Raw genomic sequence first — 22,210 nt, forward strand, 5'->3', positions numbered from 1 at the left:
CCGCTACACCGTAAGAGCGAAGTTGGGATTGACGCCGTAGAGCGCCAATGCGGCGGACAAGACAACGACCTGCACCGATACCAGCGAGAAACGCATCGACCGGCCCACTGCCTCGCCAACGCCGACCGGCCCACCGCCGGCGTTGTAGCCGTAGTAGCAGTGGCTGAGCATCACAATCCCGGCAATGATGATTGCCTCGAGAAACGACCAGAACACGTCATCGGGCCGCAGAAAAGTCCGGAAATAATGTTCGTAGGTGCCGTGAGATTGCCCGTACAACATCGTCGTAACGATCTGTGGAGAGAGGAACGACATGATCATGGCCAACGCGTAAAGCGGAATGATCACAACCAACCCGGCAACAATCCGGGTGGATGCCAGATACGAGATCGAGTTTATGCCCATGACCTCAAGAGCGTCGATCTCCTCGCTGATCCGCATAGCTCCCAGCTCGGCGGTAGCTCCTGCGCCGACCGTGGCCGCCATCGCGATGCCGGTCACGACCGGCCCGGCGATGCGAACGTTGATCAGCGCGGAGAAGAACCCGGTGAATGCCTCAACGCCAATATTGCCCAACGAGGCGAAGCCCTGAATAGCGACCAGCGAACTACCGGAGAGCGTCACGAAGCCAACGATCGCCGCGGTACCACCAACGACAGCCATCGCTCCGGTGCCCATCCCGATCTGAGCGATCAACCGCAGCGTCTCCTTGCGATAGTCACGCAGCGCGTGAACGATCTGCCACAGCGCAACCAGCGTGAACCAAGCAAGTCGACCGACTTCGTCTAGCGCCCGACCTGGCACACCCAGGTAGCGATTGACATCGGCAAATGCCCGCGGAAACCGCGAACGCAGTACGGTGACCGTCGACATATCAGTGCCCCGTCCCAAACCGAACACCGATCGTGGTCAGGACAACATTGACCGCATACAACGCGACCACGCACAGGACCACGGTCTCGTTGACCGCAGTGCCCAGTCCTTTGGAGCCGCCACGGACTGTCAGCCCGCGAAAACAGCCAACCAGACCGGCGATCAGCCCAAACGTCGCCGCTTTGACGGTCGCGATGACCACCTCGGGCATGCCGGTAATCGTTGTCAGCGTTGCAAGATAGGCGCCGCCCGACACGTTCTGCAGATAGACCCCGAAAAGGTAGCCGCCCACCAGGCCGACAGTGACCACCAAACCGTTGAGCAGCGTGGCGACGATCGTCGCCGCGATTACTCGCGGCACCACCAGCCGTTGGATGGGATCAATGCCAAGCACCTCCATCGCGTCGATTTCCTCGCGGATGGTGCGGGCGCCCAGGTCTGCGCAGATGGCCGTGGAGCCAGCTCCAGCGACCACCAGCACCGTGGTCAGCGGGCCGAGTTGGGTTACCGCACCGATCGCCGCGCCCGCGCCGGATAGATCGGCCGCGCCGAACTGGGCCAGCAAAACATTGAGAGTGAAGAGGAGCAACACAGTTAGCGGTATCGAAACCATAATGGTCGGCAAGAACGCGACCCTCATGATGAACCAGCACTGCAAGATCAATTCGGCCCACTGGAATGGCCGGCGGAACAGCGCCTTACCGGTGAGCACACACATGCGGAAAAATCCACCGATGAGCGTCAGCGGCGTCTCAAGCTGGTCGCGAAGATACCCGACCACGCTTGGACGCGCCGACGTGGTCACCGGCGCCCCGCTAAGACGGGACCGCACATATCGCAACGCCCTGGCGGATCGTGTCGCACCGCTCCTCCTCGCCCGGACCCTGGCTGTGTGACCATCGGCTTTCTGTCCGCAGTGGGTAACGCAGACCACAGGAATCTACCCGATGGCCATGCACGCATGCACCGCATCTGCACAATCAGCCCTTCGTCAACAGCACCAATACGACGTAGCTTCTGTCAGCTTCCCTCCCTTTCCCCTAAAACCCTTGGTATAGAATGGCTTTCAGAATCCTTAGCGGCTCCGTAGCAAACCCGCAATTCAGTCTTGAGCACCTTCCCGGCAGGATTGCGGGGCAACGCGTCCACGATCTCGAGCGCCTTGGGGTGCTTGTAGCGCGCGAGCCGTTCGGTCAGGTACTCACCTATGTCTTCGATCCGAAGGCAGCTATCCGTTACAGCCGCGACCGCAATTGGTACCTCGCCCCACTTGTCGTCCGCCCGCCCGACGACCGCGACTTCGATAATGTCGGGATGGTCGGCCAATACATTTTCCACCTCGGCACAGTAGATATTCTCTCCGCCGGAAATGATCATGTCCTTCTTGCGGTCCACTACCCAGACGTAGCCGTCGCCGTCAATACGAACGAGATCCCCGGAATGAAACCAACCGCCCGCAAACGCCTCTGCGGTCGCTTCCGGATTATTCCAATAACAGCTCATTAATGTTGGCGCACGGTAAACGATTTCACCGACCTCGCCGACAGGTACATCATTCATGTTCTCGTCAACCACACGCGCCGTGACCGTCGGAATCACTTTGCCGACCGAACCACGCTTGGAGATCGCGTCTTCACCCAGCAGCATGGCGGTGACCGGTGACATCTCAGTCTGGCCGAATGCTGCCAGGATCTGAGTACCTGGGAAGGTTGCCGACATCTGCCGCAGCAAGGCATCCGACGCCGGAGCGGCTCCCCACGACATCACCCGCAACCTCAGATCGCGTGGCCGTGCCTGCTGCTCTGCACATACCGCCTGCCACTGCGAGGGAACCAGAAAGATCCCGGTCACCTTCTCTGCCGCCAACACATCCAGCAACTCTCCAGCATCGAATGCTCGCAGCGGGTAGATCACCGTCGGGCGTCCGAGCAGCATCCCGGTCAGCATGTTGGCGATTCCAGCGATGTGAAAGAACGGAACACCGATAAAGCCAACATCACTGCTGATGTTGGCGCCGCTGGTGAAGAGAGCAGTCATAGTCTGGCCAGTCAGGTTGGCGTGGGTAAGCACAGCGCCCTTCGGACGACCAGTGGTACCCGACGTGTACATGATCAGCGCGGGCGAGTCATTCGGGATGTCGATCGACCCGGTCCCGTCGCGAGGTCCATCAACGACGTCCATCTCACCGATGAGATCCTGGTAGCCGAACACACTGCCGTCAGTGGAGCCGCCTGCTACCACAACTGTTTTCAGCAGCGGTTGGATGTCACGCGCACCGGCGACCACCGCTGCCAGCACTGATTCCGTGATCACCGCACGCGGTGTGCAGTCCTCGATCAGGAAGGCGATTTCGGTAGGAGTGAGCCGGAAGTTCAGCGGGACGGCGATCGCCCCGACCATATTGGCGGCGAGGACCGACTCAACGAACTCGGTGCGGTTAAGCATCAAGATCATGACCCGATCGCCCAAACCCACACCGCGCCGACTCAATGCCCCGGCAAGCGCGGCAACTCGTCGCCATAAATCAGCCCACGTCACGGTGTCGCCTAAGAACCTCAGCGCCGCCGCATCCGGCTGCATCCTGGCGTGCCGCTCGAGCTGGTTGACCCAGTTCTGCCGCCGAGCAAGGTCCGGCTGCTCGTGAGCCATAGACGCGGCCCGGGTCCGGTGGCTAGCTAGGTGGGCGGTCAACGATGCCTTCCTTTCACTTGCGCACCGCTTGCGCCAGGCTGATATTTGATAAAACATGTGTTGTCTGGGTCACATTAGTGTCCTGGGCCGTTCCCTGACAAGGCCCTGTCGAGGCCCGGCACGCTCCTGAAAGTCCTGGCAGGCCACGTGAACGCACCGTCACCCGCGCAGCCGCGAAGCGAGCGCCCCCCGCTCCCGCAGCGCCGGGCGCAGTTGTCAGACGACGTCGCGGGCCACCTTCGGGCAGCGATCATGTCGGGGACCTTGCGTCCGGGAACGTTCGTTCGCCTCGATGAGACCGCAGCCGAACTAGGTGTTAGCGTCACGCCGGTTCGCGAAGCCCTGCTGAAGCTGCGCGGCGAAGGCATGGTGGGGCTGGAGCCGCACCGCGGCCATGTTGTGTTGCCATTGACCCGCCAGGACATCAATGACATCTGCTGGCTGCAAGTCACCATCGCCCGAGAAATCGCTACCACCGCCACCAACGAGATCACCGACGTCGAGATCGAGGAACTCGACCGCATCAACGAGGCACTGGCGCGAGCTGTCGGGGCCAGCGATCCCGAAACAGTCGCAGCCATCGAACTCTCGTTTCATCGTGTCTTCAACCAGGCAAGCCGCCGGATCAAACTGTCCTGGTTCCTGCTCAACGCCGCGCGTTACATGCCGACGCAGATATACGCCGCCGACCCGCAGTGGGGTGCGGGCACCGTCGCCAATCACCGAGAACTGATTGCGGCGTTACGTCGCCGCGATGCCACCGCGGTGGTGGAACACACCGTCTGGCAATTCACCGACGCGGCACGCCGACTCATTGAGGCGCGCCATGGGACGGGAATCTGCAGCTGACCCGAGCCACGCTCGCTATGTGGCCGCCAATTGCTCGGCCCGCTGCTTAAGGTTTTCGGCGAGCAGATCCAGAGTCGTGTTAAGTACCATCTTCACCATCGGCGCGGGCACTGGCAGGGTTGTCTCGACGTCCACGTCCACCGTCAGCAGGCTCGTTGCGCCACTTTCCACCACGCTGAAGAGCTGCTCCTGCTTGGTAAACAGGTCGCCTTGCTGCATGACAGTTTGAATCTGATTCGCACCCGGGTAGTACACGGCCTGAATATATGTGCCCTCAAAGCCCTGAACAGCGGTGTCGACCCGCAATTGACTGGGACGGCCGTCGTTGTAGCGAGCCAACACCCAAGCGCCCTTGACTCCTTCGTTCCACTCAGGATAAGCCTCGAAATCGGCGACAATGGCCATGATCGATGCGGCGTCCGCACTGACCTCGACAGTCTTGCTCAACAATGGCATTGGCGAAGCATACCCGGGTGTCAGACCGGCGCGGTGATGGCAACAAAAACTGCCATTCAGGTGAAAGCTACAGCCCTGACTGCCATCTCAGCCATCGACGCGTGCGGTCGACAACAGCGACCGAACGACCTCGGGAATCGGACAGGGCTTCCGGCTCCCCCGGTCGACGTACACGTGCACCCAGTGCCCGAGCGCGGTGACCGGCTCTTCCAGGGCGAGTTCTGCATGTTCCCCGCCGGCCTTGAACACGCCAAGCCGGTAGGTGACGCTGCTGCGGCCCAGCCGCGTCACCGCCAGACCCACCACGAGGCTGTCCGGGAAACCGAGTTCGGAAAAGTAGCGACAGCCTGACTCTGCGACAATGCCCAGCGAAGGCATAGTGAACGGGTCGATACCGGTTCCCGTGTTGATCCAACCGTTGATTGCCGTATCGAACAGTTGGTAGTAAACGGCGTTGTTGAGATGGCCGAACATATCGTTGTCGGCCCAGCGGGTGAGCACCGGCCACAGCACAGGGAAGTGGCCAGCAGTGAGCGTAGCCGGCGCCGACGGCGGCGGCGGAACCGTGAGGACAGGTCGCTCCGACGCCATGGTTGTATTCCATCATGTTTCACATCCAGGGCGCGGTTCTGGACCGGATCGGTGCACCTCGGCCATATGCGCACTCCCGGCCGATCACTATCACGGAGCTCGATCTAGATCCGCCGGCCAGCGATGAGGTCCTGATCCGGATCGAGGCAGCAAGCGTGTGCCACTCCGACTTGTCCGTGGTAGACGGCAACAGAGTCCGGCCAGTGCCGATGTTGCTGGGACACGAAGCCGCGGGAATCGTCGAGCAGATCGGCACAAGTGTCGATGGCCTCGTCCTCGGTCAGCGCGTGGTGCTGGTGTTCTTACCCCGGTGCGGCCGCTGCACGGCCTGCGCGACCAATGGTGCGGCGCCCTGCGAACCGGGCAGCGCGGCCAACAACGCGGGAACATTGCTCGACGGTGGGATCCGGCTCCGGCGCGGGGGACACCCCGTGTACCACCACCTCGGCATATCCGGCTTCGCGACGCACGCTGTTGTTAATCAGGCGAGTGCCGTTCCCGTGCCACACGACGTGCCGCCCGACGTGGCTGCCCTGCTCGGCTGCGCAGTGCTGACTGGTGGGGGGTCAGTGCTGAACGTCGGCAATCCGAGCTCGGGTGAGTCGGTTGCCATCGTCGGCCTCGGCGGGGTGGGTACAGCGGCGCTGCTCACCGCCCTGACCTTCGACAACGTCCGTGTTATCGGCGTCGACCAAGTGCCCGAAAAGCTAGCGGCCGCTCAAGCCCTTGGCGCGCACGCGACTTACCCTCCACAACAAGCGCTCGACGCTCGAGTCAAGGCCGACGTTGTCATCGAGGCCGTCGGCCATCCCGCTGCCCTGCAGACCGCAATGAATCTCACCGCGCCCGGCGGTCGCACCATCACCGTTGGGCTACCGCCGCCCGAGGCACGGATCAGCCTGTCCCCGTTGAGTTTCGTTGCCGAAGGCCGATCCCTCGTCGGTAGCTATCTAGGCTCGGCCGTTCCTAGTCGCGACATTCCCCGGTTTGTGTCGTTGTGGCGCTCCGGCCGGCTGCCGGTGGAATCGCTGGTGTCGGCCACGATTCAGTTGGATGACATCAACGAGGCGATGGACGAGTTGGCCGACGGCACCGCTGTCCGCCAGCTCATTAGATTCGACGCGTGACGCATTCTGTAGGCATTCATGGAGCGAGTCACCGATCCGCTACCTCGATCGTCTTCAGCTATATCCGCCGGTTGGCTTCAGTGGCGCGTCGGAGCCAGTAACCGCGACACTATTTGTCAGGGTTCTTCAACGACTCCCGTCTGGCGCCGCACGGCAAGTTCGGAGAGTACCTCGTCGGTGTGCTGCCCGAGCTTCGGCGCCACAGCACGGGGCGACCAGGGCGTGCCGTGGAAATCTGCCGGTGTGGCGACCATCGGGACATGAGTCGCGCCGTCCGGCACATCGACGATCCCACCTGCCGCGTAAAACTGTTCGTCGGCCACGACGTCTTCGATCGTGTTGATTGGTGACCAGAAGAAATCTGGTTCGCTCGCGAAGATGTGCGCCCATTCGTCTAGGGATCTCGTCGCGAAAATCTCGTCCAAAGCAACGATGAGTGTCCGTGCATTGTCCGAGCGGACCCGGGTATCGCAGTACCGAGGATCTGTCAGCCACTCAGTCCGGCCTACGAGTCGACACAGCGCGGGCCAATGTCGATCGCTCTCCAGGCCCACGACCCAGAAACGCCGCCCATCGCCGGCGGTGTAGTTGTTCATGCACGGATTGCCCATCGACTCACGCTGGCCGATCGCGATCGGTTGGCCGGTCTGCAGATATGTGTTGAGGTCGAAGCTCACCGTGTAGGCACCCTGCCGATAGAGCGACGTCGTCACCAGTTGGCCGACTCCGGTGCGCTCGCGGGCAAGCAGCGCCGCGCACACCGCGGCGGCCAGCGTCATACCAGCCGAGTGATCACCCATCCCGCCCCGCTGAAACGGAGGCGAATCGCCGGGCCGGGTGAGCAGGTGGGCCACACCGGCGCGCGACCAGAATGCGGCGACGTCGTAGGCAGCGCGGTCGGCGTCTGGTCCGCGGTCACCGTATCCAGTGATCAAGCCGTAGACCAGACGGGCGTTGCGCGACGACACCGAGACAAAGTCAAGCCCCAGGCGCTGCAATGCCCCCAGCCGCACATTGGTCACGAAGACGTCCGCGTCGGAAAGCAGTTCAAGCGCGCTGTCGCGCCCCGAACCCGTGCTGAGGTCCAGGACGACACTCCGTTTGGAACGATTGTCCATTTCAAACGGCGGATTGAGCTCCAGATCGCATCCCAGCATCCGACCAAACATTCGTCCGGGATCGCCAGTTGGCGGCTCAATCTTGATGACGTCAGCGCCCCAGTCCGCCAAGATTCCAGCCGCGGCCGGGCCGGCAATCCAGACGCCGAGTTCCACCACTTTGATGCCGTCCACCGGTCCCGCCATAGCTAACTTCCTACTCCCGTCAGCCCCAGGCGTGCGACCTCCGAATGAATTTTTGCCGGTTTGAAGTCCGCAATGCCGCTAAGCAGTCGACTGTGACCACACCAATCGTTTCTGACGCAACTACAGAGATACGTCCAGGATCCGCTACAGACAGAACGGCCATGGCACCAGATCAGTCGAACAACACGGCGGCATTGAGATAGCCGGTCGGATCCAATGCCGCCTTGACCGCGCGCATTGTTGCCACATCTACCGCCTCGCGTGACAGACCCAGATACGGGCGCTTCACGCTGCCAACACCGTGTTCAGAGCTGACATTTCCGCCATGTTCCGCGATGAGGTCCATCATCGCCGCGTACAGCACCGGCTCTACATCCGATGGGCAGCGCAGCACATTGAAGTGCAGGTTCCCCTCTCCGACGTGGCCGAACAATACCGGCAGCGCCTCGTCGACGAACCGGCTTACCAAAGCCACCGCATCCCGCGCAAAGCCCCCGATCGCCGACAGGGGCAGCGAAACATCGAACTTCAGCGGCGGACCGTGCACGCCCAAAGCTTCGGCCAGAGATTCACGAGTGCGCCACAGACGCTGACGCGATGCGACGTCTAACCCGACCGCGGGTGCCCCACACAACTGCACGCTTTCAAGCAGGTTGGCGAGTCGATGCGCTTGGTCGTGGTCAGCGGCCAACTCCACCAACAGCAGCCAGTCGCCTTCCACCGGGGCACGCACGCCGAGATGCTCGCCGGCCAGCGCGGCGGCCCGACCGTCGATCAACTCCAGTGCAGCGATGCCGTCCGTGTCGCGGAACAGGCGAACGGCGTCGACCAACGCCTCTAGGTCGGTAAACCCACAGACCGCCGTCACCCGGTGCCGCGAAGCGGGATGCAGGCGCAGATCCAGCTCGGTGATGACCCCGAGGGTCCCTTCAGCACCGACGAACAACCGCGGCAAGTCATAACCGGTGTTGTCGCGGCGGACCCGACTGTGCCGGTGCAGCACCGAACCGTCGGGCAGCACCACGTCCAGACCCACGACCTGCTCGCTCATATTCCCGTAGCGGACCGTGCGAAGACCCCCGGCATTCGTCGACGCCATACCGCCTACGGTGGCCGTGTCGCGGGCCGATAGATCTACGCCGAACACCAGGCCCGCGGCGGCAGCCGCGTACTGCACCGCGCCCAGCGTTGCACCAGCACCAACCTCTACACGGCGCTCGACGGTGTCGACTTCTCCTAGGGCCCGGAGTCGTTCGGTCGAAAGCAACACATCGTTGTTCTCGGGAACGGCACCCGCCACCAATGATGTACAACCCCCCTGCACCGTGACGTGCGCACCCGCGTCCCGGCACAACCGCAATACCTCAGCGACCTGCTCAGTCGACGCTGGCCGCACCATAGCGGCAGCCCGACCCCGATAGCGCCCGGTGAAGTCAACGCTGCGGCCAGCCAATACATCTACGTCGGTGATGACGTGGCCTGCTCCCACGACGCTGGCCAAGCTCCGCACAATGTTGGCAGTCATGGCACCCATATATCGCACGTCGGACAAAGGCTCAACTTCATTGATATCGCTCCGGAATTGATGGCAATACCGATTCAGCGGCCCGATCACCATGATCCCCGTTGTCGACTTCGGACCGGCAGCACCCCGACCCTCCACGAGCAAACATATCCGCAGCGTGATAACGATCCGCTAAGACCACTCCCAGGCCATTGGACAGCCCGCGCGTCAATCGGCGGTTCGACGCGACGACCGACTAAATACCGGCCGGATGTCTTCCGGCCGCAACAACTCACCCCGGTACACCGCGGCAGTAATCGCCTCGCGCAGTGCGCGCCGGCGTCGCAATGCGGCCATCGCTCCCGACGGCCACCAGTTGATCCTGCCGACCAGCGCGGAGAGCGCCGGCACCGTAAACGTCCGCACCAGAAACGCATCGAGCAGTAGGCCGACGCCAACGACAAATCCGGTCTGAGCCACCGCGGTCATGCTGCTGAACACGAGGCTAAACATTGAGGCGGCAAAGATCACGCCCGCAGCGGTGATCGCCCCACCCACCGAAGTCGCTGAACGGATCACACCGGAGCGGATCGCGCGCGGCGAATAATCATGGACGCGCGACATCAGCAACAAGTTGTAATTGGCACCAACCGCGATCAGCACCAAAAAGGCAGTCCCTGGCACAGTCCATGAAAGTGGTTGATGCAACAACACCTGGAAGACGGCTACCCCGATCCCGAGCGCCGCCAGGTACCCGACGATCGCCGACCCGACCAGGTAAAGAGGCGCAACAACAGCGCGTAGCAGCAGCATCAAGACGGCCAGCGCCACGAGGATTATCACGATGCTCACATACCTGAAGGCGTTACCAGAATAATCGTGCACATCTCGGTTCACGACCGGAATGCCGGCTAGGGAGATGGTGGCGTCCGACAGGGTGGTGTTCGGCTGCGCGCTGCGGGCCGCATTCTGAATAGCATCCACCTGCTCCATCGCCGCAGTGCTGAATGGGCTCAGCTTCGATTGCACCAAATAGCGAACCATGTGGCCGTCTTCCGACACCGTCGTCGCGGCGACATTCTTGAAATCGGGAGAAGCCAAAGCTTGCTCGGGAATGAAGAAACCCGCCATCGACGGTTGTGAAGCGTCGTTTCTGATCACCGACAGGATCTCTCCTGCCTGGTTGAGGCCTACGCCCATTTTCCTGGTCCGCTCGACGAGAGCTTGAACTCCTTCGGCCAGGTCATGTGAGCCCTGGGCTAGACCCGTAGCAGCGGTTAGCCAGGTATCGATTTGCTTGCGCAACGCGGACGTCCCGTTGATGCCTAGCGATCTCACCGCATTGATAGCGGCGCGCACAAACACGTGCAGTTTGCTGATGACTTCATCGATGTTGCCGTTACCCTGGACCGCCTGCAATTTGCGACTGAAGTCGCTGAGCGTGTCGAACGTGCCGTCATCGCGCGCGTGAACCAAGCGGACTAGGTAGGCTCTCGTGGCCGAACAGGATGCGTTGACGTTGCAGACCGGACTGGCATTGAGACCTTCCACCACCGGTCCCACCACGTTGAAAAAGCCCCGCTGATCGGCCAGGCTCACTCCCATCATGTCGCCTATTAAGTTCAACCTCTTGACAAGCAACAACGCACCGTCGATGAGGTCTAGCGTCTGGGCGCTATCGAATTGTTGGGCTAGGTCGGCGGCCGCATCCACCAGACCCCCAACCATCCCTAGCGATTGGTCGGCCGTGGCACTGATACTTGCGAGCGTATCCGCGAGCATCTTCGAACCGTTGCGCAACGAATTCAGCTCGCCGGCTTCATCGGCGATATGTGATGCCGCACCGGACAGCTGTGAGCCGACCCGGCCAACCTGATAAGACACTTTCGCCCGCTCCAGCGGCTGCCCGCCCGGCCTCGTGAGACCACGAACCACGCTCACATCGGGCACCTGGCTCACCCGGCTAGCCATCAGCTCCAGGTCCGCCAGCGACCTCGACGTCCGCAGGTCATGGGGCGACCGCACCAGAAGATACAGCGGAATTGCGGAGTTATTTGGAAAATGCTTCTCAATTGCGGCGTAACCACGATTGCTCTCGGAGGCGGCCGACAGCATATTGCGGTCGTCATGGTCCACGCGCACAAAAAACGTGCAGGCCGCCAAGGCAATAAGGACGACAACGCTGAGCACCAAATGGGGCACTGGCCGCCGCACGACAGTAACCGCAGAACGGCGCCAAAACTGGGCCGTCAAGTCGGGGCTCGGCGCGATCCAGCCGCGTCTGCCCGCGACGCAGAGCAAAGCCGGCAACAGCGTGACCGCCGCGAGAAAACCGACCGCCACCGTGACCGCAAGCGCCGGGCCAACCGTCGAGAACACACCAAGCCGCGCAAACCTGACTGCCAGGAAGGCAGCGGCGAGGGTCGCTGCCCAGGCCGCGAATACGTTGCCGGTGCTGGCCAGCGACCGCCGCACCGCGTCATCCGACAACGAACCGGACCGCAAAAACTCGTGGTAGCGGCTGATGAGGAACACCGCATAGCCAGTACCCGCGCCCAGCATCGTGACTGTCATGAGCACGATCGTCCGGCTAGACACAGCCAAACCAAGATGAGCAAGGCCCGCCACACTTCGTTGCGCAACCACAGTCGCGATGCCGATCGTGGCCAGCGGCAACAGAACGGTCACCAGGTTGCGGTAGACGATCAGCAAGATAGCTAGAACGATGACCGCGGAAGCGATTCCAATGACGTGCACGTCACGCTCGCTGCGGGTCGCGATTTCGCCAGCCGTCGCCGCGGGACCGGCAAAACTAGCAGTCAGCGAAGTATCGCCGCCGTCAGCTAAGACGGCTTTTACCTCCGACACAACTTGTTTGAAAGTGTTGTCGGCCTGCGGTGTCCCCGGATCGCCCACCAGGCTGACCGGCAATATCCATGCCTTTTTATCAGCACTAGTCATCAAGTCACGGATGTCCGGTGTCGCCACGAAGTCCTGCAAGGCCAACACATGGCGTTTGTCCGCGCCCAGGGTGGCGACGAGGTGCCGATAAGTCGCCTCGTCACCGGGGCTCAGGCCCCGAATGTCGGTCAGCAAAACCAAAAGAAGGTTCTGCGATCCCGACTCTCCGTACGCCTTCACCATCGCCTGGGCGGCCACCCTCGATGGCGCATCGGGCGGCAGCGGCACACTCGGATTCGAGTTGCCGATCTCTTTAAGCGACGGAAGCGTAAGCATCAGCACCGCCGAAGCAACGATCCACAAGCCGATGATCGTCAACGGTCGGCGCACCGCGAGCGCCCCCAGCCAGTCGAAGCTCAGGACAGCGGGCCACCTGAAGCGATAAAAGCGTTGACCGGCCTCGCCGGCGGGGCTCGCTGCCGCCGACGTTGGCACAGCCGGGTCTTCCGCCGAGTCACCACTCTTTATGCGCCGAACTTCGCCGAAAATCCGACTACTGACTAATGTCACGATCGAGATCTCACAGTTTCAGAGTGGCGACGTTGCGGCTACCGCTTGCCAGCCGAATTCTGTGTCGGAAGATTCGGACCGGGGATCGCAATCCTGTGGAGACCTGAAATCGCGAGCATCAACGGTTCAGGAAGAGGAGCCACCGACGAATCTGAGCCGCCTTGGTCGTTTAGCGGTGGGTTTTGTGGTGGTGTCCCGTGCGGGATTCCCAGGATGTTCGGGTTCGGGGAAGCACCTTTGAACAGGTTTTGCAGGATAGCCACAACATCGGGTGCCACCTGCGGCTTACCCGCAGCCAAGATCGCCGGCGGCCCAGCCGAGCCAACACCAGACTGGTCATCAACCGACGGCGCCGGCCCCGACACCCCAGCTGACCCAGCCGGCGAAACATCCGACGAAAGACCATTAAGACTCGGAATAAACAACGGCTGCTCAGCAGCAGCCGCCACACCAGAGGAATCAGACGCACTCGCTGTCAACCGACGCTCACCAGACCCCGACGAGTCCACCGACGACGAACCAGCCACCGACTTATTACTAAAAGCCAACGTCGTCGACACCAGAAAACTCACCACCGCCCCGATCAACACCACCGACAACACATGCGCCGAAGTCACCGCCCGCCGACGCCGATCCGACCCCACCACCGAATCGGCCACCTCCACCGTCGACAACCCATCCAACATCGCCAACCGAGCCGTACGCGGAACAAACAACAACGGCAACGACGACCCATCACCACACACCGACTCAGCACCCAAGCCCCCAACACCGCCCTGCTGACTCAGCTCACCAACACAGCCCCCCGACACCGAACCCGCCGCAGCAATCACCGCACCACGCGCCAGCGCCAATCCCGCCTGCTCAACCGCACACACCGACACCCCAGAAACCTCACCAAGACACCCAACAACCTCGTCGAAATCACCAACCGCCCCCGCCACAAACACCACATCAGGCTGATCCGACAAATGCGCCAACATCGACACCACCAAACTCCGCAGCGCCTCACCCGACCCGAAGCAACCGCGATACACCTGGCTCTCGACATCTGACACCGACCCACCAGCACCAACAACAGTGGCCACCGCCGAATCCGACTCCACCACAAACACCGCCGTCGTAGCCACCCCACCAGACTCAGCAACCCGACACGCAACAGCCTCAGCCGCATCCAACATCGGCACCGCCACCACCGTGTCGATCCCCAAACAGCTCAACGACTCCACAACCAACGACGCCTCAGTACCCACATCCTCAGTCCAGGTAATCGCCACCCTGGCCAACACATGACCACGCGCCGCAGCCACCGCCTGAGTACCCAAAACAACAGAAACCACATGCTCAGAAATACTCGGCGCCGACACCCCCCCAGCCCGACTCACCTCAAACTCATCACACTCCACCAACCCACCACACCCATCCGACCCCTCCACCAGCAGAAACCGGACCCACGTCGACGACATCGCCAAACCCAATGCGAAACCCACAAAGAATCTCCCTTCAAGCTCCAACCCCTGGGCGTGTCTCACCCCCTGCCCCGAAGATACCTACTCTCTCACCTGAGAGACCGGTCCGCAGGGTTTCGGGCGGAGTGGCGCAAACTGTCTTCCGAATCACTCAAGCTGCCCTCCTAATCACCTGTCTTGCGAATGATGCCGGGCCAAGCGGTCGAATGCTGCTGCATTAAGTCGGTTGCAGCCGCGGGACCTGATCACGATTTCGGAGCCACAGCTACTGAACCGGCCATTCACCCAGCAAAATCCCCCGCAGATAGCTGCCGCGCGCCCGGGCGGGCCACAATCGGCACACAATCGGCACACAATCGGCACACAACGGTCCGAGGGTCCGCGACCGTTGGCGAAATCGCCAGACTTCCTGCTGCATACGCTCTACGCTCTGCGAGTAGCTGCGCTAGCCCCGGTCGACCAAGGAGGATTTTCGGCGATGACCTACGTGATCGCAGACGCCGAACGGTTGACAACGGCAGCCAGCGCTGTAGCCCGGGTCGGCTCGACGATGAGCGAGGCCACCGCAGCTGCGGCCGGACCCACCACCACGGCCCTGGCCGCGGCCGCCGACGAGGTGTCAACGGCTACCGCGGCATTATTCAATTCATACGGTCAGGAATGTCAGGCGCTCATCAAACAGGCGGCAGCGTTCCAGAGCGAGTTCACTGCGGCCCTTACCGCCGCCGGCAATGCCTACGCGCAAGCCGAGGCCGCCAACGCGGCCGCGATGTCCAACGTGCTCGACACGATTAACGCACCAATCCAGACGCTGCTGGGGGGTGCGCCAGTCGCCAGCACCGAATCCAGCTTCGTCAGCACGTTGGAATCAATCGTGCCGTCGGCGTCAACGTCGCCGATAACGGCGCTCATCATGGGCGGCACCGGAAACCCGGGACCTATTCCCGAATACGTCGCGGCTGTCAACAACAACTACATCCAGCCCATCTTCCCGGGCGCCACTGGGCAAGGGCTATTCACGCCGCAACAATTCTGGCCGAACAATCCCGAGCTGGGCATGATGACGTTCAACCAGTCGACCAGAGAAGGCGTGGCTCTGCTGCATACCGCGATCATGAACGAGCTGGACTTGGGAAATAGGGTCGATGTTTTCGGCTACTCGTCGAGCGCCACGATCATAAACAATGAAATCCTCGCGCTGATGGGGATGGGCGCCGACGCACCCAACCCTGCCGACCTATCCTTCACCATGGTAGGTAGTCCCAATAATCCCGTCGGCGGACTATTCTCACGCTTCCCTGGCTTTTATATCCCGCTTATGGATGTGCCCTTCAACGGTGCGACCCCAGCGGATAATCCGTATCCGACCTCTATCTACACAATGCAGTACGACGGCGCCGCTCACGCACCGCAATACCCACTCAATCCCTTCGCGACCCTCAACTCTTTACTTGGATTCCAGTACCTGCACGGCCAATATCCATGGCTCACACCCGAGCAGCTCGCCGGCGCCGAACTGCTACCCACGTCGCCCGGCTACACCGGGAACACCAGCTACTACATGCTCCCCACGCAGGACCTCCCGCTGGTCCAGCCGATCCGCGACATCCCCATCATCGGGCCCCCGTTGGCCGAACTGATCCAACCAACTCTGCGGGTACTCGTCGACTTGGGCTACGTCGACTACGGAGCAACCGGCAACTATGCCGATATACCGACGCCGGCCGCGCTCATCCAGATACCTAACCCGATCAGCATCACCTACAACCTGGCCCAGGCAGCGATTCAGGGGCCCACGGCTGCGCTGGTCGAGATCGGATTGCTGCCGGAGTCCTTCCGGCCGGACATATACCCGTACGTTCCGTCCCTGGCTCCCGGGCTCAATATCAGCCTGGGCCAGTCGAGCGTTACCGGGCTTTCTCTACTCGGCGGCGCCCTCGGTCCGATACTGGAATTGATTCCGCCGGCTACCTAGGCCAATACTGGCTCAGGTCAGCCGACCCCAGCTTGTCCAATTTCCGGACGTACCTCTACGAGAGTTCTACTCTCATAGATACCAAATCCTTGTGCCAGCAGTTCGGTCCAGTTCGACCGGAGGTGGCGTCTTAGGACTGGTGTAAAAACGCTGGGCGCATGTTCCTGGTGGTCATGTTACGCGGCGGTGGTGTCGGTCGTGGTTGTTGTGGTGGGGGGATGCAGTGGGCGGGGTGGCTCGAGCAGTTGGTGGCGTAGTTCTTGGAGGTGGCGGCTGGTCGCTGATGTTTGGGTGACTCCGCGCCAGCCGCGGCTGGCGCGGTCGAGGACGGCCCATACCAGCGACAGACAGCTGGTTTCGCCGGGTAGGCGGCCGATGACCTTGACCCGGCGACGGGATTCTCCGAAGGTGCGTTCGATGAGGTTGGAATGGCGGATGCGTGTCCAGTGTTGGCGGGGGAAGCGCAAATGCACGCTCAGCGAGGCGAAGTCGTTGGCCAGGCAAGCGACCGCGGCTGGGTAGAGCCCGCGGTATGTGGTGGTGAACTCCTCGGCGCGGCGGGTGGCTTCATCCACGGCCTGCTGGCCGGGTGGCTGGTCAATGTCATCGAAGATCGACCAGAACGCGGCTTTGATCTCGTCCTGGACCGCGACAGGTGTCTTGGCGATGACGTTACGGCAGCGATGGATCAGACACCGCTGACGCAGGCTTGCCGGAAACGTGGTCTCCCATGCGGCGATCAGGCCCGGCGCCCCGTCGGAGATGCCCAGTAGCGGCGGGCGTAGTCCCCGGTTCCTCAGGTCAGCCAAGAAGCCGGCCCACGCATCAGCCGACTCCGCTGCGGCTGGGGCCAGCCCAATAAACAGGGGCTTGCCGTCGGTGCAGATGCCCCAGGCGGCCAGCACCGGCTCGGCCGGGGCGTTGGGATGCATCCGAAAGTTCGAGGCATCCAAGAACAGGTAGTCCAACACCAGCTCATCAAGGCGTCGAGACGACCACGCAGCGAACTCGTCTTTGATGGCCGCACAAATCCGGCTCACCGTCGAGCGCGACAACGCCGCCTGCGAGCCCAGCACCTCGGCCAACGCGGCCTCGATGTCGCGATCCGACAAACCGCGCACCCATCCCGAAATCACCAACGCCTCCAGAGCGTGGGTGCGCGTCACCCCGGCACCGAATAGCCGCGAACAGAACCGCTCGTCGGTGTCGCGTAGTTTCGGGCGGCATAATTCGACCGAGCCCATCGTGGTCTTCACCGTCGCCGGCGGTTGATACCCATTGCGGTACCCGCCCGGGCCGTCCTGAACCCGACGCTGGTGACGGGCTCGGCCCAACACTGCTTCTACCTCGGCCTCCACGGCGACCTGAAACACCAGACGCACCGATAACCGCCCGACCTCCTCCAAAATCTCGGTCAACGGCCGCTCGGTCGCGGCGAACAACTGATCCATCTCAACACGCACACGCTCAATCGGCGATACTCGCTTGGTCACGGGCGTAGCCCCTCCTTCATAGCTTTCGTCGGTTGCGACGGAACCTACGCCCGTGACCATTTACACCAGCGATGAGACGCGACCCGACCGGAAGGCGCACCGGTTTGGGGAAGGACAGGCAATGTCTTACGTACTCACTACGCCTGAAATTCTGGTGACCGCCGCCACCGAGGTAGACGACATCGCCTCGGCGATTCGCACGGCCAACGCGGCCGCCACGGACCCGATATCCCACGTGCTGGCCGCGGCCGGCGATGAGGTCTCGGCGGCAGCCGCGACGCTGTTCAACACATACGCCCAGGAATATCGCGCGATCGTTGAACAGGCCGCAGGGTTCCACCGGCAGTTCACTGCGGCATTGGCGCACGCGGCCAACGCCTACGCCTACGCCGAGGCGATCAACAGCGCAGCAATCTCAACCGCGCTGAATGCCGTCAACACGCCCATCCAGTTGCTATTGGGGGGTACGCCAACCAGCACCGCCGAGGCCAGCGTGACCAACGCGCCCGTCATGGCTAGCTTGGGGCTGGCGGCGGAGCCGGTGGTCTCGTTGATAATGGGCCACACCGGCAATCCGTTTCCCGATGCTGAGTACTTAGCAAGGATCAACAGCAGCTACATCCAGCCCATCTTCCCGGGTGTGGTCGGGAAAGCCGTCTTCACCCCCGAGCAGTTCTGGCCGGTAACCCCCGAGCTCGGCAACCTGACATACAACCAATCCGTTACCCAGGGCGTACCTCTACTGGATAGCGCGATCAATGCCGAATTGGCCGCTGGAAACAAGGTGGTTGTTTTCGGGTTCTCGCAAAGCGCTGCAATTGCCCACAGTGAAATCACTGCCCTGATGGCGATGGATACCGGCGCACCCAACCCCGACGACTTGTCCTTCGTTCTGGTTGGCCACCCGAACAACCCTAACGGCGGGATCCTCTCCCGTTTCCCCGGCTTTTACCTCCCCTTTCTGGATGTGCCATTCAATGGCGCGACTCCGGCGGACAATCCCTATCCGACGAAGATTTACACGGTTCAGTACGACCCAATCGCCCATCTACCCCAGTACCCGCTACATATCCTTTCCGACATCAATGCCGTTATGGGCTATTTCTATGCCCATAACACTTACCCTGATCTCACCGCCGCCGAGATCGATAACGCTGTGCCGCTGCCGACGTCTCCGGGCTACACGGGCAACACCGAGTACTACATGGTCCTGACCCAGGACCTCCCCTTGGTCCAGCCGATCCGCGATATCCCCTACGCGGGTCCCCCGCTCGCCGCGCTGATTCAGCCGCAACTGCGCGTGCTCGTCGATTTGGGTTACGCCGACTACGGACCCGGCGGTAACTATGCCGACGTTCCCACACCGGCCGCACTGTTCTCGGTGCCCAACCCGTTCGCCGTCAGTTACTACCTGCTCAAGGGATCACTGCAGGCGCCATACGGCGCTGTAGTGGAAATCGGGGTGCAAGCCGGACTCCTTGGGCCAGAGTGGTACCCGGACAGCTACCCCTGGGTTCCATCGACGAATCCGGGACTTCATTTCTACTTCGACCAACGGCAAGTGACGGCGCTCTCGGTACTCAGTGGCGCGATCGGGGACGTGCTGCGACTGATTCCCCCGCCGGTATTTCCGTGATTAACGCTAGGGTCCGAGCGGGGACTTTTGCCGGATGGATTCGTCACGAATCAGCCCGCGCAACAGTGCCCGGCTGAATTCAGCCGCGATTTCCTTAGCCGTACGTCGTCCGCTCGGGCGCAACCAGCGGTAGCTGCCAAGCGTCATCCCGATATAGCCCAGTGCCAGTACGTGCGAGTCGCACTCATAAAACTCGCCGCTGGCAATCCCGCGGTCGATGAGGCCGTGCACATGCTCGTAGACCTGAGCTGCTTTTTCCCGGACCTCGGCAACCTGCTCGGCGGTAAACCACTCGGTGATGTAGGGCTGCTCCTGGAAATACACGGCGGCCCGCTCGGGATTGCCGGCGATCCCGGTGAGCAGGCGGACGGTGTACTGGTAGAGCGCTTCACGGGCCGTCCAGGATGGGTCATCATGCACCGCGGCCAGCGTTCCTTCAGCCGCCTGGCGGTAGATGTCGAACAGGATCAGCGACTTGCTGGCGTAGTAGTGGTACACCGTCGCCTTGTTGAGACCGATCACATCCGCTACGTCGTCCATCCGGGTGCCGTGATAACCGCGAGCCGCAAACAGCTTGGTGGCTACCGCCAGCAGCTCCTCACGGCGCGAAAGGCCACTTTCGGATGACATCTATGCTCGCCTATCGTCGCTGCGACGGCCCCTGATCACAACCCCGGGTCGCCGAATGAGGTGTAAAAATCAATCAACTGGTTGGACAGTTTAGGACGAGGACTGCCTGTCGTATCGACGTGGATGGGACTAGAATTTCTGTCGAACCACGCCGCGCGTCGAGAGGTGACCTGATGAACCCCACTCCGGACTACGACGGCAGTGATGAAATCGAGTGGTTCATCGGGTATCTGACCTGGGGAATCCGGGGTGTTGAGGACGGAAACGGATTCCCGCCACCGGCCTACCCGCCGGTCTAGAAATTCGTCGACCGTTCTGCGCCCGGCTCCTTTCCGGGCTATAACGCCTTGAGTTCCTCGGCGACCTGTGTGACCGATTTCTTCGCGTCACCGAACAACATCGTCGTGGCCTCCGCATAAAACAGCGGGTTATCGATCCCGGCGAACCCGGAATTCATCGACCGCTTAAGCACGATAACCGACCTCGACTTGTCTACATTCAGGATCGGCATCCCGTGAATTGGCGAGGTCGGGTCGTTCCTCGCCGCCGGATTGGTCACGTCGTTAGCGCCGATCACGATGGTGACGTCGGTGCGAGCGAATTCGTCGTTGATGTCGTCCATGTCTTTCATCGCGTCGTAGTCGACCTCGGCCTCGGCCAGCAGCACGTTCATATGCCCGGGCATCCGGCCAGCTACTGGGTGTATCGCGTACTTCACCTCTACGCCGCGGTCTTCCAACAGGTTCGCTAAATCTTTGACGGCGTGTTGGGCCTGCGCAACAGCCAAGCCGTAACCCGGCACCACGATCACCTGATTGGCGTACGCCAGCTGAATAGCGGCGTCCGCAGCCAAGGTGGACTTCACGTGCTTCTCGCCACCGCCGCCACCGCTCGGGGCGATCCCGCCGCCACCGAAGCCGCCGGCGACGATCGCCGGAATGGAGCGATTCATCGCCTTGGCCATGAGGTTGGTCAGGATCGAGCCGGACGCGCCGACGATCATGCCCGCCACGATCATCGCGGTATTGTTCAGCGCCAGACCCGCCGCAGCGGCCGACAACCCTGTCATGGCATTGAGCATCGAGATCACCACCGGCATGTCGGCACCGCCGATCGGCAGTACCACCATGAGACCGAGCACTCCAGCGGCAACCAGCAGCCCGATCATCCACCACAACGGCGCCCCACCGGTCCCGGGATGCGAGTTCAGGCCGATAACGACCGCGGCGGCGACCGCCGCAGCCAGCAGCAGCAGGTTCAAGGGTTGCTGCAGTTTCCCGAAGCCAATCGGCCGGCCCGAAATGATCTCCTGCAACTTGCCGAACGCGACAATCGACCCCCAGAACGAGATCGAACCGATGATCGCAGCGAACAACGATGCCACCACGATGTGCACGGTTGGCGACTCATCGTGCTGAAAAGCGGAAAAGCCAGTGGTCTCGATGAACTCCGCAAGCGCGATCAACGCTACGGTGCCGCCTCCAACGCCGTTGAAGAACGCCACCAGCTGCGGCATCGCGGTCATTTTGGTCAGTCGCGCCGGAGGCACGCCGAGCACAACACCCACGGCAAGGCCGGCAATAATCAACGGCCATTGGCTGGTGTGCCGGATCATGACCAGCGTCGCCGCCACGGCGATGGTCATACCCACCGCTGCGATCAAGTTACCGCGCACTGCGGTCTTGGGGCCGGTCAGGCCCATCAATCCGTAGATCAGCAGCGTAAACGAAATGACGTAGAGCACCGCAACGAAGTAGTTCATCGAGCGACCTCATCAGACGAAGGCTGACCCGACGATGCAGCGGGCTTTTTGGCCTTGAACATTCCCAGCATGCGGTCAGTGACGATAAAGCCACCAATCACGTTCAGCGTGCCGAACACCACCGCGATGAACAGAATGATCTGGATAGCCAGCGACGGATGCTCGACCTCACCAAGCACCACCAGCGCGCCCAGCACGACAACACCATGAATGGCGTTGGTCCCCGACATCAGCGGGGTGTGCAAGGTGTTGGGCACCTTGGAGATCACCGTGAACCCGACGAACCCGGACAGGACCAGGATCGCCAGATTTTCCAAAAGTTCGTCGTACATCCCAAGCATTTCGCTGTCCTCTCAGTCCTCTTCCGCGAGGGCGCTAG

Annotated in this window: 18 protein-coding genes; 5 read left to right on the forward strand and 13 right to left on the reverse strand. The window is 61.9% G+C overall.

Annotated features, from left to right (window positions below; translation table 11 throughout):
• Positions 1–3: 3 nt before the first annotated feature.
• The 3 genes from ACO07W_RS10265 to fadD5 all read right to left on the reverse strand — a co-directional run bounded on the left by ACO07W_RS10265 (position 4) and on the right by fadD5 (position 3,564).
• A complete protein-coding gene (locus ACO07W_RS10265) occupies positions 4–873 on the reverse strand; it encodes an MlaE family ABC transporter permease (protein ID WP_421842894.1) in 870 nt (289 codons plus the stop codon).
• 1 nt (position 874) lies between these two features.
• A complete protein-coding gene (locus tag ACO07W_RS10270) occupies positions 875–1,591 on the reverse strand; it encodes an MlaE family ABC transporter permease (protein ID WP_421845915.1) in 717 nt (238 codons plus the stop codon).
• A gap of 302 nt (positions 1,592–1,893) precedes the next feature.
• Positions 1,894–3,564, reverse strand: coding sequence for a fatty-acid--CoA ligase FadD5 (gene fadD5 / locus ACO07W_RS10275; RefSeq protein ID WP_421842896.1), 1,671 nt, complete (start codon positions 3,562–3,564; stop codon positions 1,894–1,896).
• 147 nt (positions 3,565–3,711) lie between these two features.
• On the opposite strand from fadD5, the gene ACO07W_RS10280 reads away from it, so the two are divergent.
• A complete protein-coding gene (locus ACO07W_RS10280; protein WP_421842898.1) occupies positions 3,712–4,413 on the forward strand; it encodes a GntR family transcriptional regulator in 702 nt (233 codons plus the stop codon).
• 15 nt (positions 4,414–4,428) lie between these two features.
• On the opposite strand, the gene ACO07W_RS10285 is transcribed toward ACO07W_RS10280, so the two are convergent.
• Together ACO07W_RS10285 and ACO07W_RS10290 are read right to left on the reverse strand one after the other, a co-directional pair.
• Complete coding sequence (locus ACO07W_RS10285; protein ID WP_421842900.1) at positions 4,429–4,869, reverse strand: SRPBCC family protein; 441 nt, start codon at positions 4,867–4,869, stop codon at positions 4,429–4,431.
• A gap of 87 nt (positions 4,870–4,956) precedes the next feature.
• Positions 4,957–5,460, reverse strand: coding sequence for an acyl-CoA thioesterase (locus ACO07W_RS10290; protein WP_421842902.1), 504 nt, complete (start codon positions 5,458–5,460; stop codon positions 4,957–4,959).
• A 14-nt stretch (positions 5,461–5,474) separates the two neighbouring features.
• Here ACO07W_RS10290 and ACO07W_RS10295 point away from each other — a divergent pair, with 14 nt between their 5' ends.
• A complete protein-coding gene (locus tag ACO07W_RS10295; protein ID WP_421842904.1) occupies positions 5,475–6,587 on the forward strand; it encodes an alcohol dehydrogenase catalytic domain-containing protein in 1,113 nt (370 codons plus the stop codon).
• Positions 6,588–6,703: 116 nt separating this feature from the next.
• On the opposite strand, the gene ACO07W_RS10300 is transcribed toward ACO07W_RS10295, so the two are convergent.
• The 4 genes from ACO07W_RS10300 to ACO07W_RS10315 all read right to left on the reverse strand — a co-directional run bounded on the left by ACO07W_RS10300 (position 6,704) and on the right by ACO07W_RS10315 (position 14,356).
• Positions 6,704–7,891 carry a CoA transferase gene (locus ACO07W_RS10300; RefSeq protein WP_421842906.1) on the reverse strand — a complete coding sequence of 396 codons (1,188 nt, stop codon included), beginning with the start codon at positions 7,889–7,891 and terminating at the stop codon, positions 6,704–6,706.
• 172 nt (positions 7,892–8,063) lie between these two features.
• The gene (locus tag ACO07W_RS10305; RefSeq protein ID WP_421845916.1) at positions 8,064–9,404 is read right to left on the reverse strand and encodes an FAD-binding oxidoreductase; all 1,341 of its coding nucleotides are present in this window, start codon (positions 9,402–9,404) and stop codon (positions 8,064–8,066) included.
• Between the two features lie 219 nt (positions 9,405–9,623).
• Complete coding sequence (locus ACO07W_RS10310; RefSeq protein WP_421842908.1) at positions 9,624–12,866, reverse strand: RND family transporter; 3,243 nt, start codon at positions 12,864–12,866, stop codon at positions 9,624–9,626.
• A gap of 38 nt (positions 12,867–12,904) precedes the next feature.
• Positions 12,905–14,356: a DUF7159 family protein gene (locus tag ACO07W_RS10315; RefSeq protein WP_421842910.1), complete on the reverse strand. Its 1,452-nt coding sequence runs from the start codon at positions 14,354–14,356 to the stop codon at positions 12,905–12,907.
• Between the two features lie 457 nt (positions 14,357–14,813).
• On the opposite strand from ACO07W_RS10315, the gene ACO07W_RS10320 reads away from it, so the two are divergent.
• Positions 14,814–16,310: a PE family protein gene (locus tag ACO07W_RS10320; protein WP_421845917.1), complete on the forward strand. Its 1,497-nt coding sequence runs from the start codon at positions 14,814–14,816 to the stop codon at positions 16,308–16,310.
• Positions 16,311–16,486: 176 nt separating this feature from the next.
• Here the strand turns inward: ACO07W_RS10320 and ACO07W_RS10325 are convergent, their stop codons facing one another.
• Positions 16,487–17,761 (reverse strand): IS256 family transposase, encoded by a 1,275-nt coding sequence (locus tag ACO07W_RS10325; protein WP_421845918.1) that lies wholly within the window; start codon positions 17,759–17,761, stop codon positions 16,487–16,489.
• Positions 17,762–17,924: 163 nt separating this feature from the next.
• Here ACO07W_RS10325 and ACO07W_RS10330 point away from each other — a divergent pair, with 163 nt between their 5' ends.
• On the forward strand, positions 17,925–19,439 hold the full coding sequence (locus ACO07W_RS10330; protein ID WP_421845919.1) for a PE family protein: 1,515 nt from the start codon (positions 17,925–17,927) through the stop codon (positions 19,437–19,439).
• A 6-nt stretch (positions 19,440–19,445) separates the two neighbouring features.
• Here the strand turns inward: ACO07W_RS10330 and ACO07W_RS10335 are convergent, their stop codons facing one another.
• On the reverse strand, positions 19,446–20,069 hold the full coding sequence (locus ACO07W_RS10335) for a TetR/AcrR family transcriptional regulator (RefSeq protein WP_421842912.1): 624 nt from the start codon (positions 20,067–20,069) through the stop codon (positions 19,446–19,448).
• A 170-nt stretch (positions 20,070–20,239) separates the two neighbouring features.
• Between ACO07W_RS10335 and ACO07W_RS10340 the strand changes: the two genes are divergently transcribed.
• Entirely contained in the window at positions 20,240–20,368 is a 129-nt protein-coding gene (locus tag ACO07W_RS10340; protein WP_421845920.1) for a hypothetical protein, read from the forward strand.
• 38 nt (positions 20,369–20,406) lie between these two features.
• On the opposite strand, the gene ACO07W_RS10345 is transcribed toward ACO07W_RS10340, so the two are convergent.
• A complete protein-coding gene (locus ACO07W_RS10345; RefSeq protein WP_421842914.1) occupies positions 20,407–21,831 on the reverse strand; it encodes an NAD(P)(+) transhydrogenase (Re/Si-specific) subunit beta in 1,425 nt (474 codons plus the stop codon).
• A complete protein-coding gene (locus ACO07W_RS10350) occupies positions 21,828–22,163 on the reverse strand; it encodes an NAD(P) transhydrogenase subunit alpha (RefSeq protein ID WP_421845921.1) in 336 nt (111 codons plus the stop codon). Before ACO07W_RS10350 ends, ACO07W_RS10345 begins: the two co-directional genes overlap by 4 nt.
• Positions 22,164–22,210 lie beyond the last annotated feature (47 nt).

The organism is Mycobacterium sp., assembly GCF_965230835.1.
Taxonomy (GTDB): Bacteria; Actinomycetota; Actinomycetes; order Mycobacteriales; family Mycobacteriaceae; genus Mycobacterium.

What these genes read in the sequence shown, in the direction of transcription:
- ACO07W_RS10330 (WP_421845919.1), top strand. Translation starts at nt 17,925, where the DNA reads ATGTCTTACGTACTCACTACGCCTGAAATTCTGGTGACCGCCGCCACC.
- ACO07W_RS10320 (WP_421845917.1), top strand. Translation starts at nt 14,814, where the DNA reads ATGACCTACGTGATCGCAGACGCCGAACGGTTGACAACGGCAGCCAGC.
- ACO07W_RS10300 (WP_421842906.1), bottom strand. Translation starts at nt 7,891, where the DNA reads ATGGCGGGACCGGTGGACGGCATCAAAGTGGTGGAACTCGGCGTCTGG.
- ACO07W_RS10350 (WP_421845921.1), bottom strand. Translation starts at nt 22,163, where the DNA reads ATGTACGACGAACTTTTGGAAAATCTGGCGATCCTGGTCCTGTCCGGG.
- ACO07W_RS10345 (WP_421842914.1), bottom strand. Translation starts at nt 21,831, where the DNA reads ATGAACTACTTCGTTGCGGTGCTCTACGTCATTTCGTTTACGCTGCTG.
- ACO07W_RS10285 (WP_421842900.1), bottom strand. Translation starts at nt 4,869, where the DNA reads ATGCCATTGTTGAGCAAGACTGTCGAGGTCAGTGCGGACGCCGCATCG.
- ACO07W_RS10295 (WP_421842904.1), top strand. Translation starts at nt 5,475, where the DNA reads ATGTTTCACATCCAGGGCGCGGTTCTGGACCGGATCGGTGCACCTCGG.
- ACO07W_RS10325 (WP_421845918.1), bottom strand. Translation starts at nt 17,761, where the DNA reads ATGGATCAGTTGTTCGCCGCGACCGAGCGGCCGTTGACCGAGATTTTG.
- ACO07W_RS10335 (WP_421842912.1), bottom strand. Translation starts at nt 20,069, where the DNA reads ATGTCATCCGAAAGTGGCCTTTCGCGCCGTGAGGAGCTGCTGGCGGTA.
- ACO07W_RS10290 (WP_421842902.1), bottom strand. Translation starts at nt 5,460, where the DNA reads ATGGCGTCGGAGCGACCTGTCCTCACGGTTCCGCCGCCGCCGTCGGCG.
- ACO07W_RS10270 (WP_421845915.1), bottom strand. Translation starts at nt 1,591, where the DNA reads ATGTGTGTGCTCACCGGTAAGGCGCTGTTCCGCCGGCCATTCCAGTGG.
- ACO07W_RS10265 (WP_421842894.1), bottom strand. Translation starts at nt 873, where the DNA reads ATGTCGACGGTCACCGTACTGCGTTCGCGGTTTCCGCGGGCATTTGCC.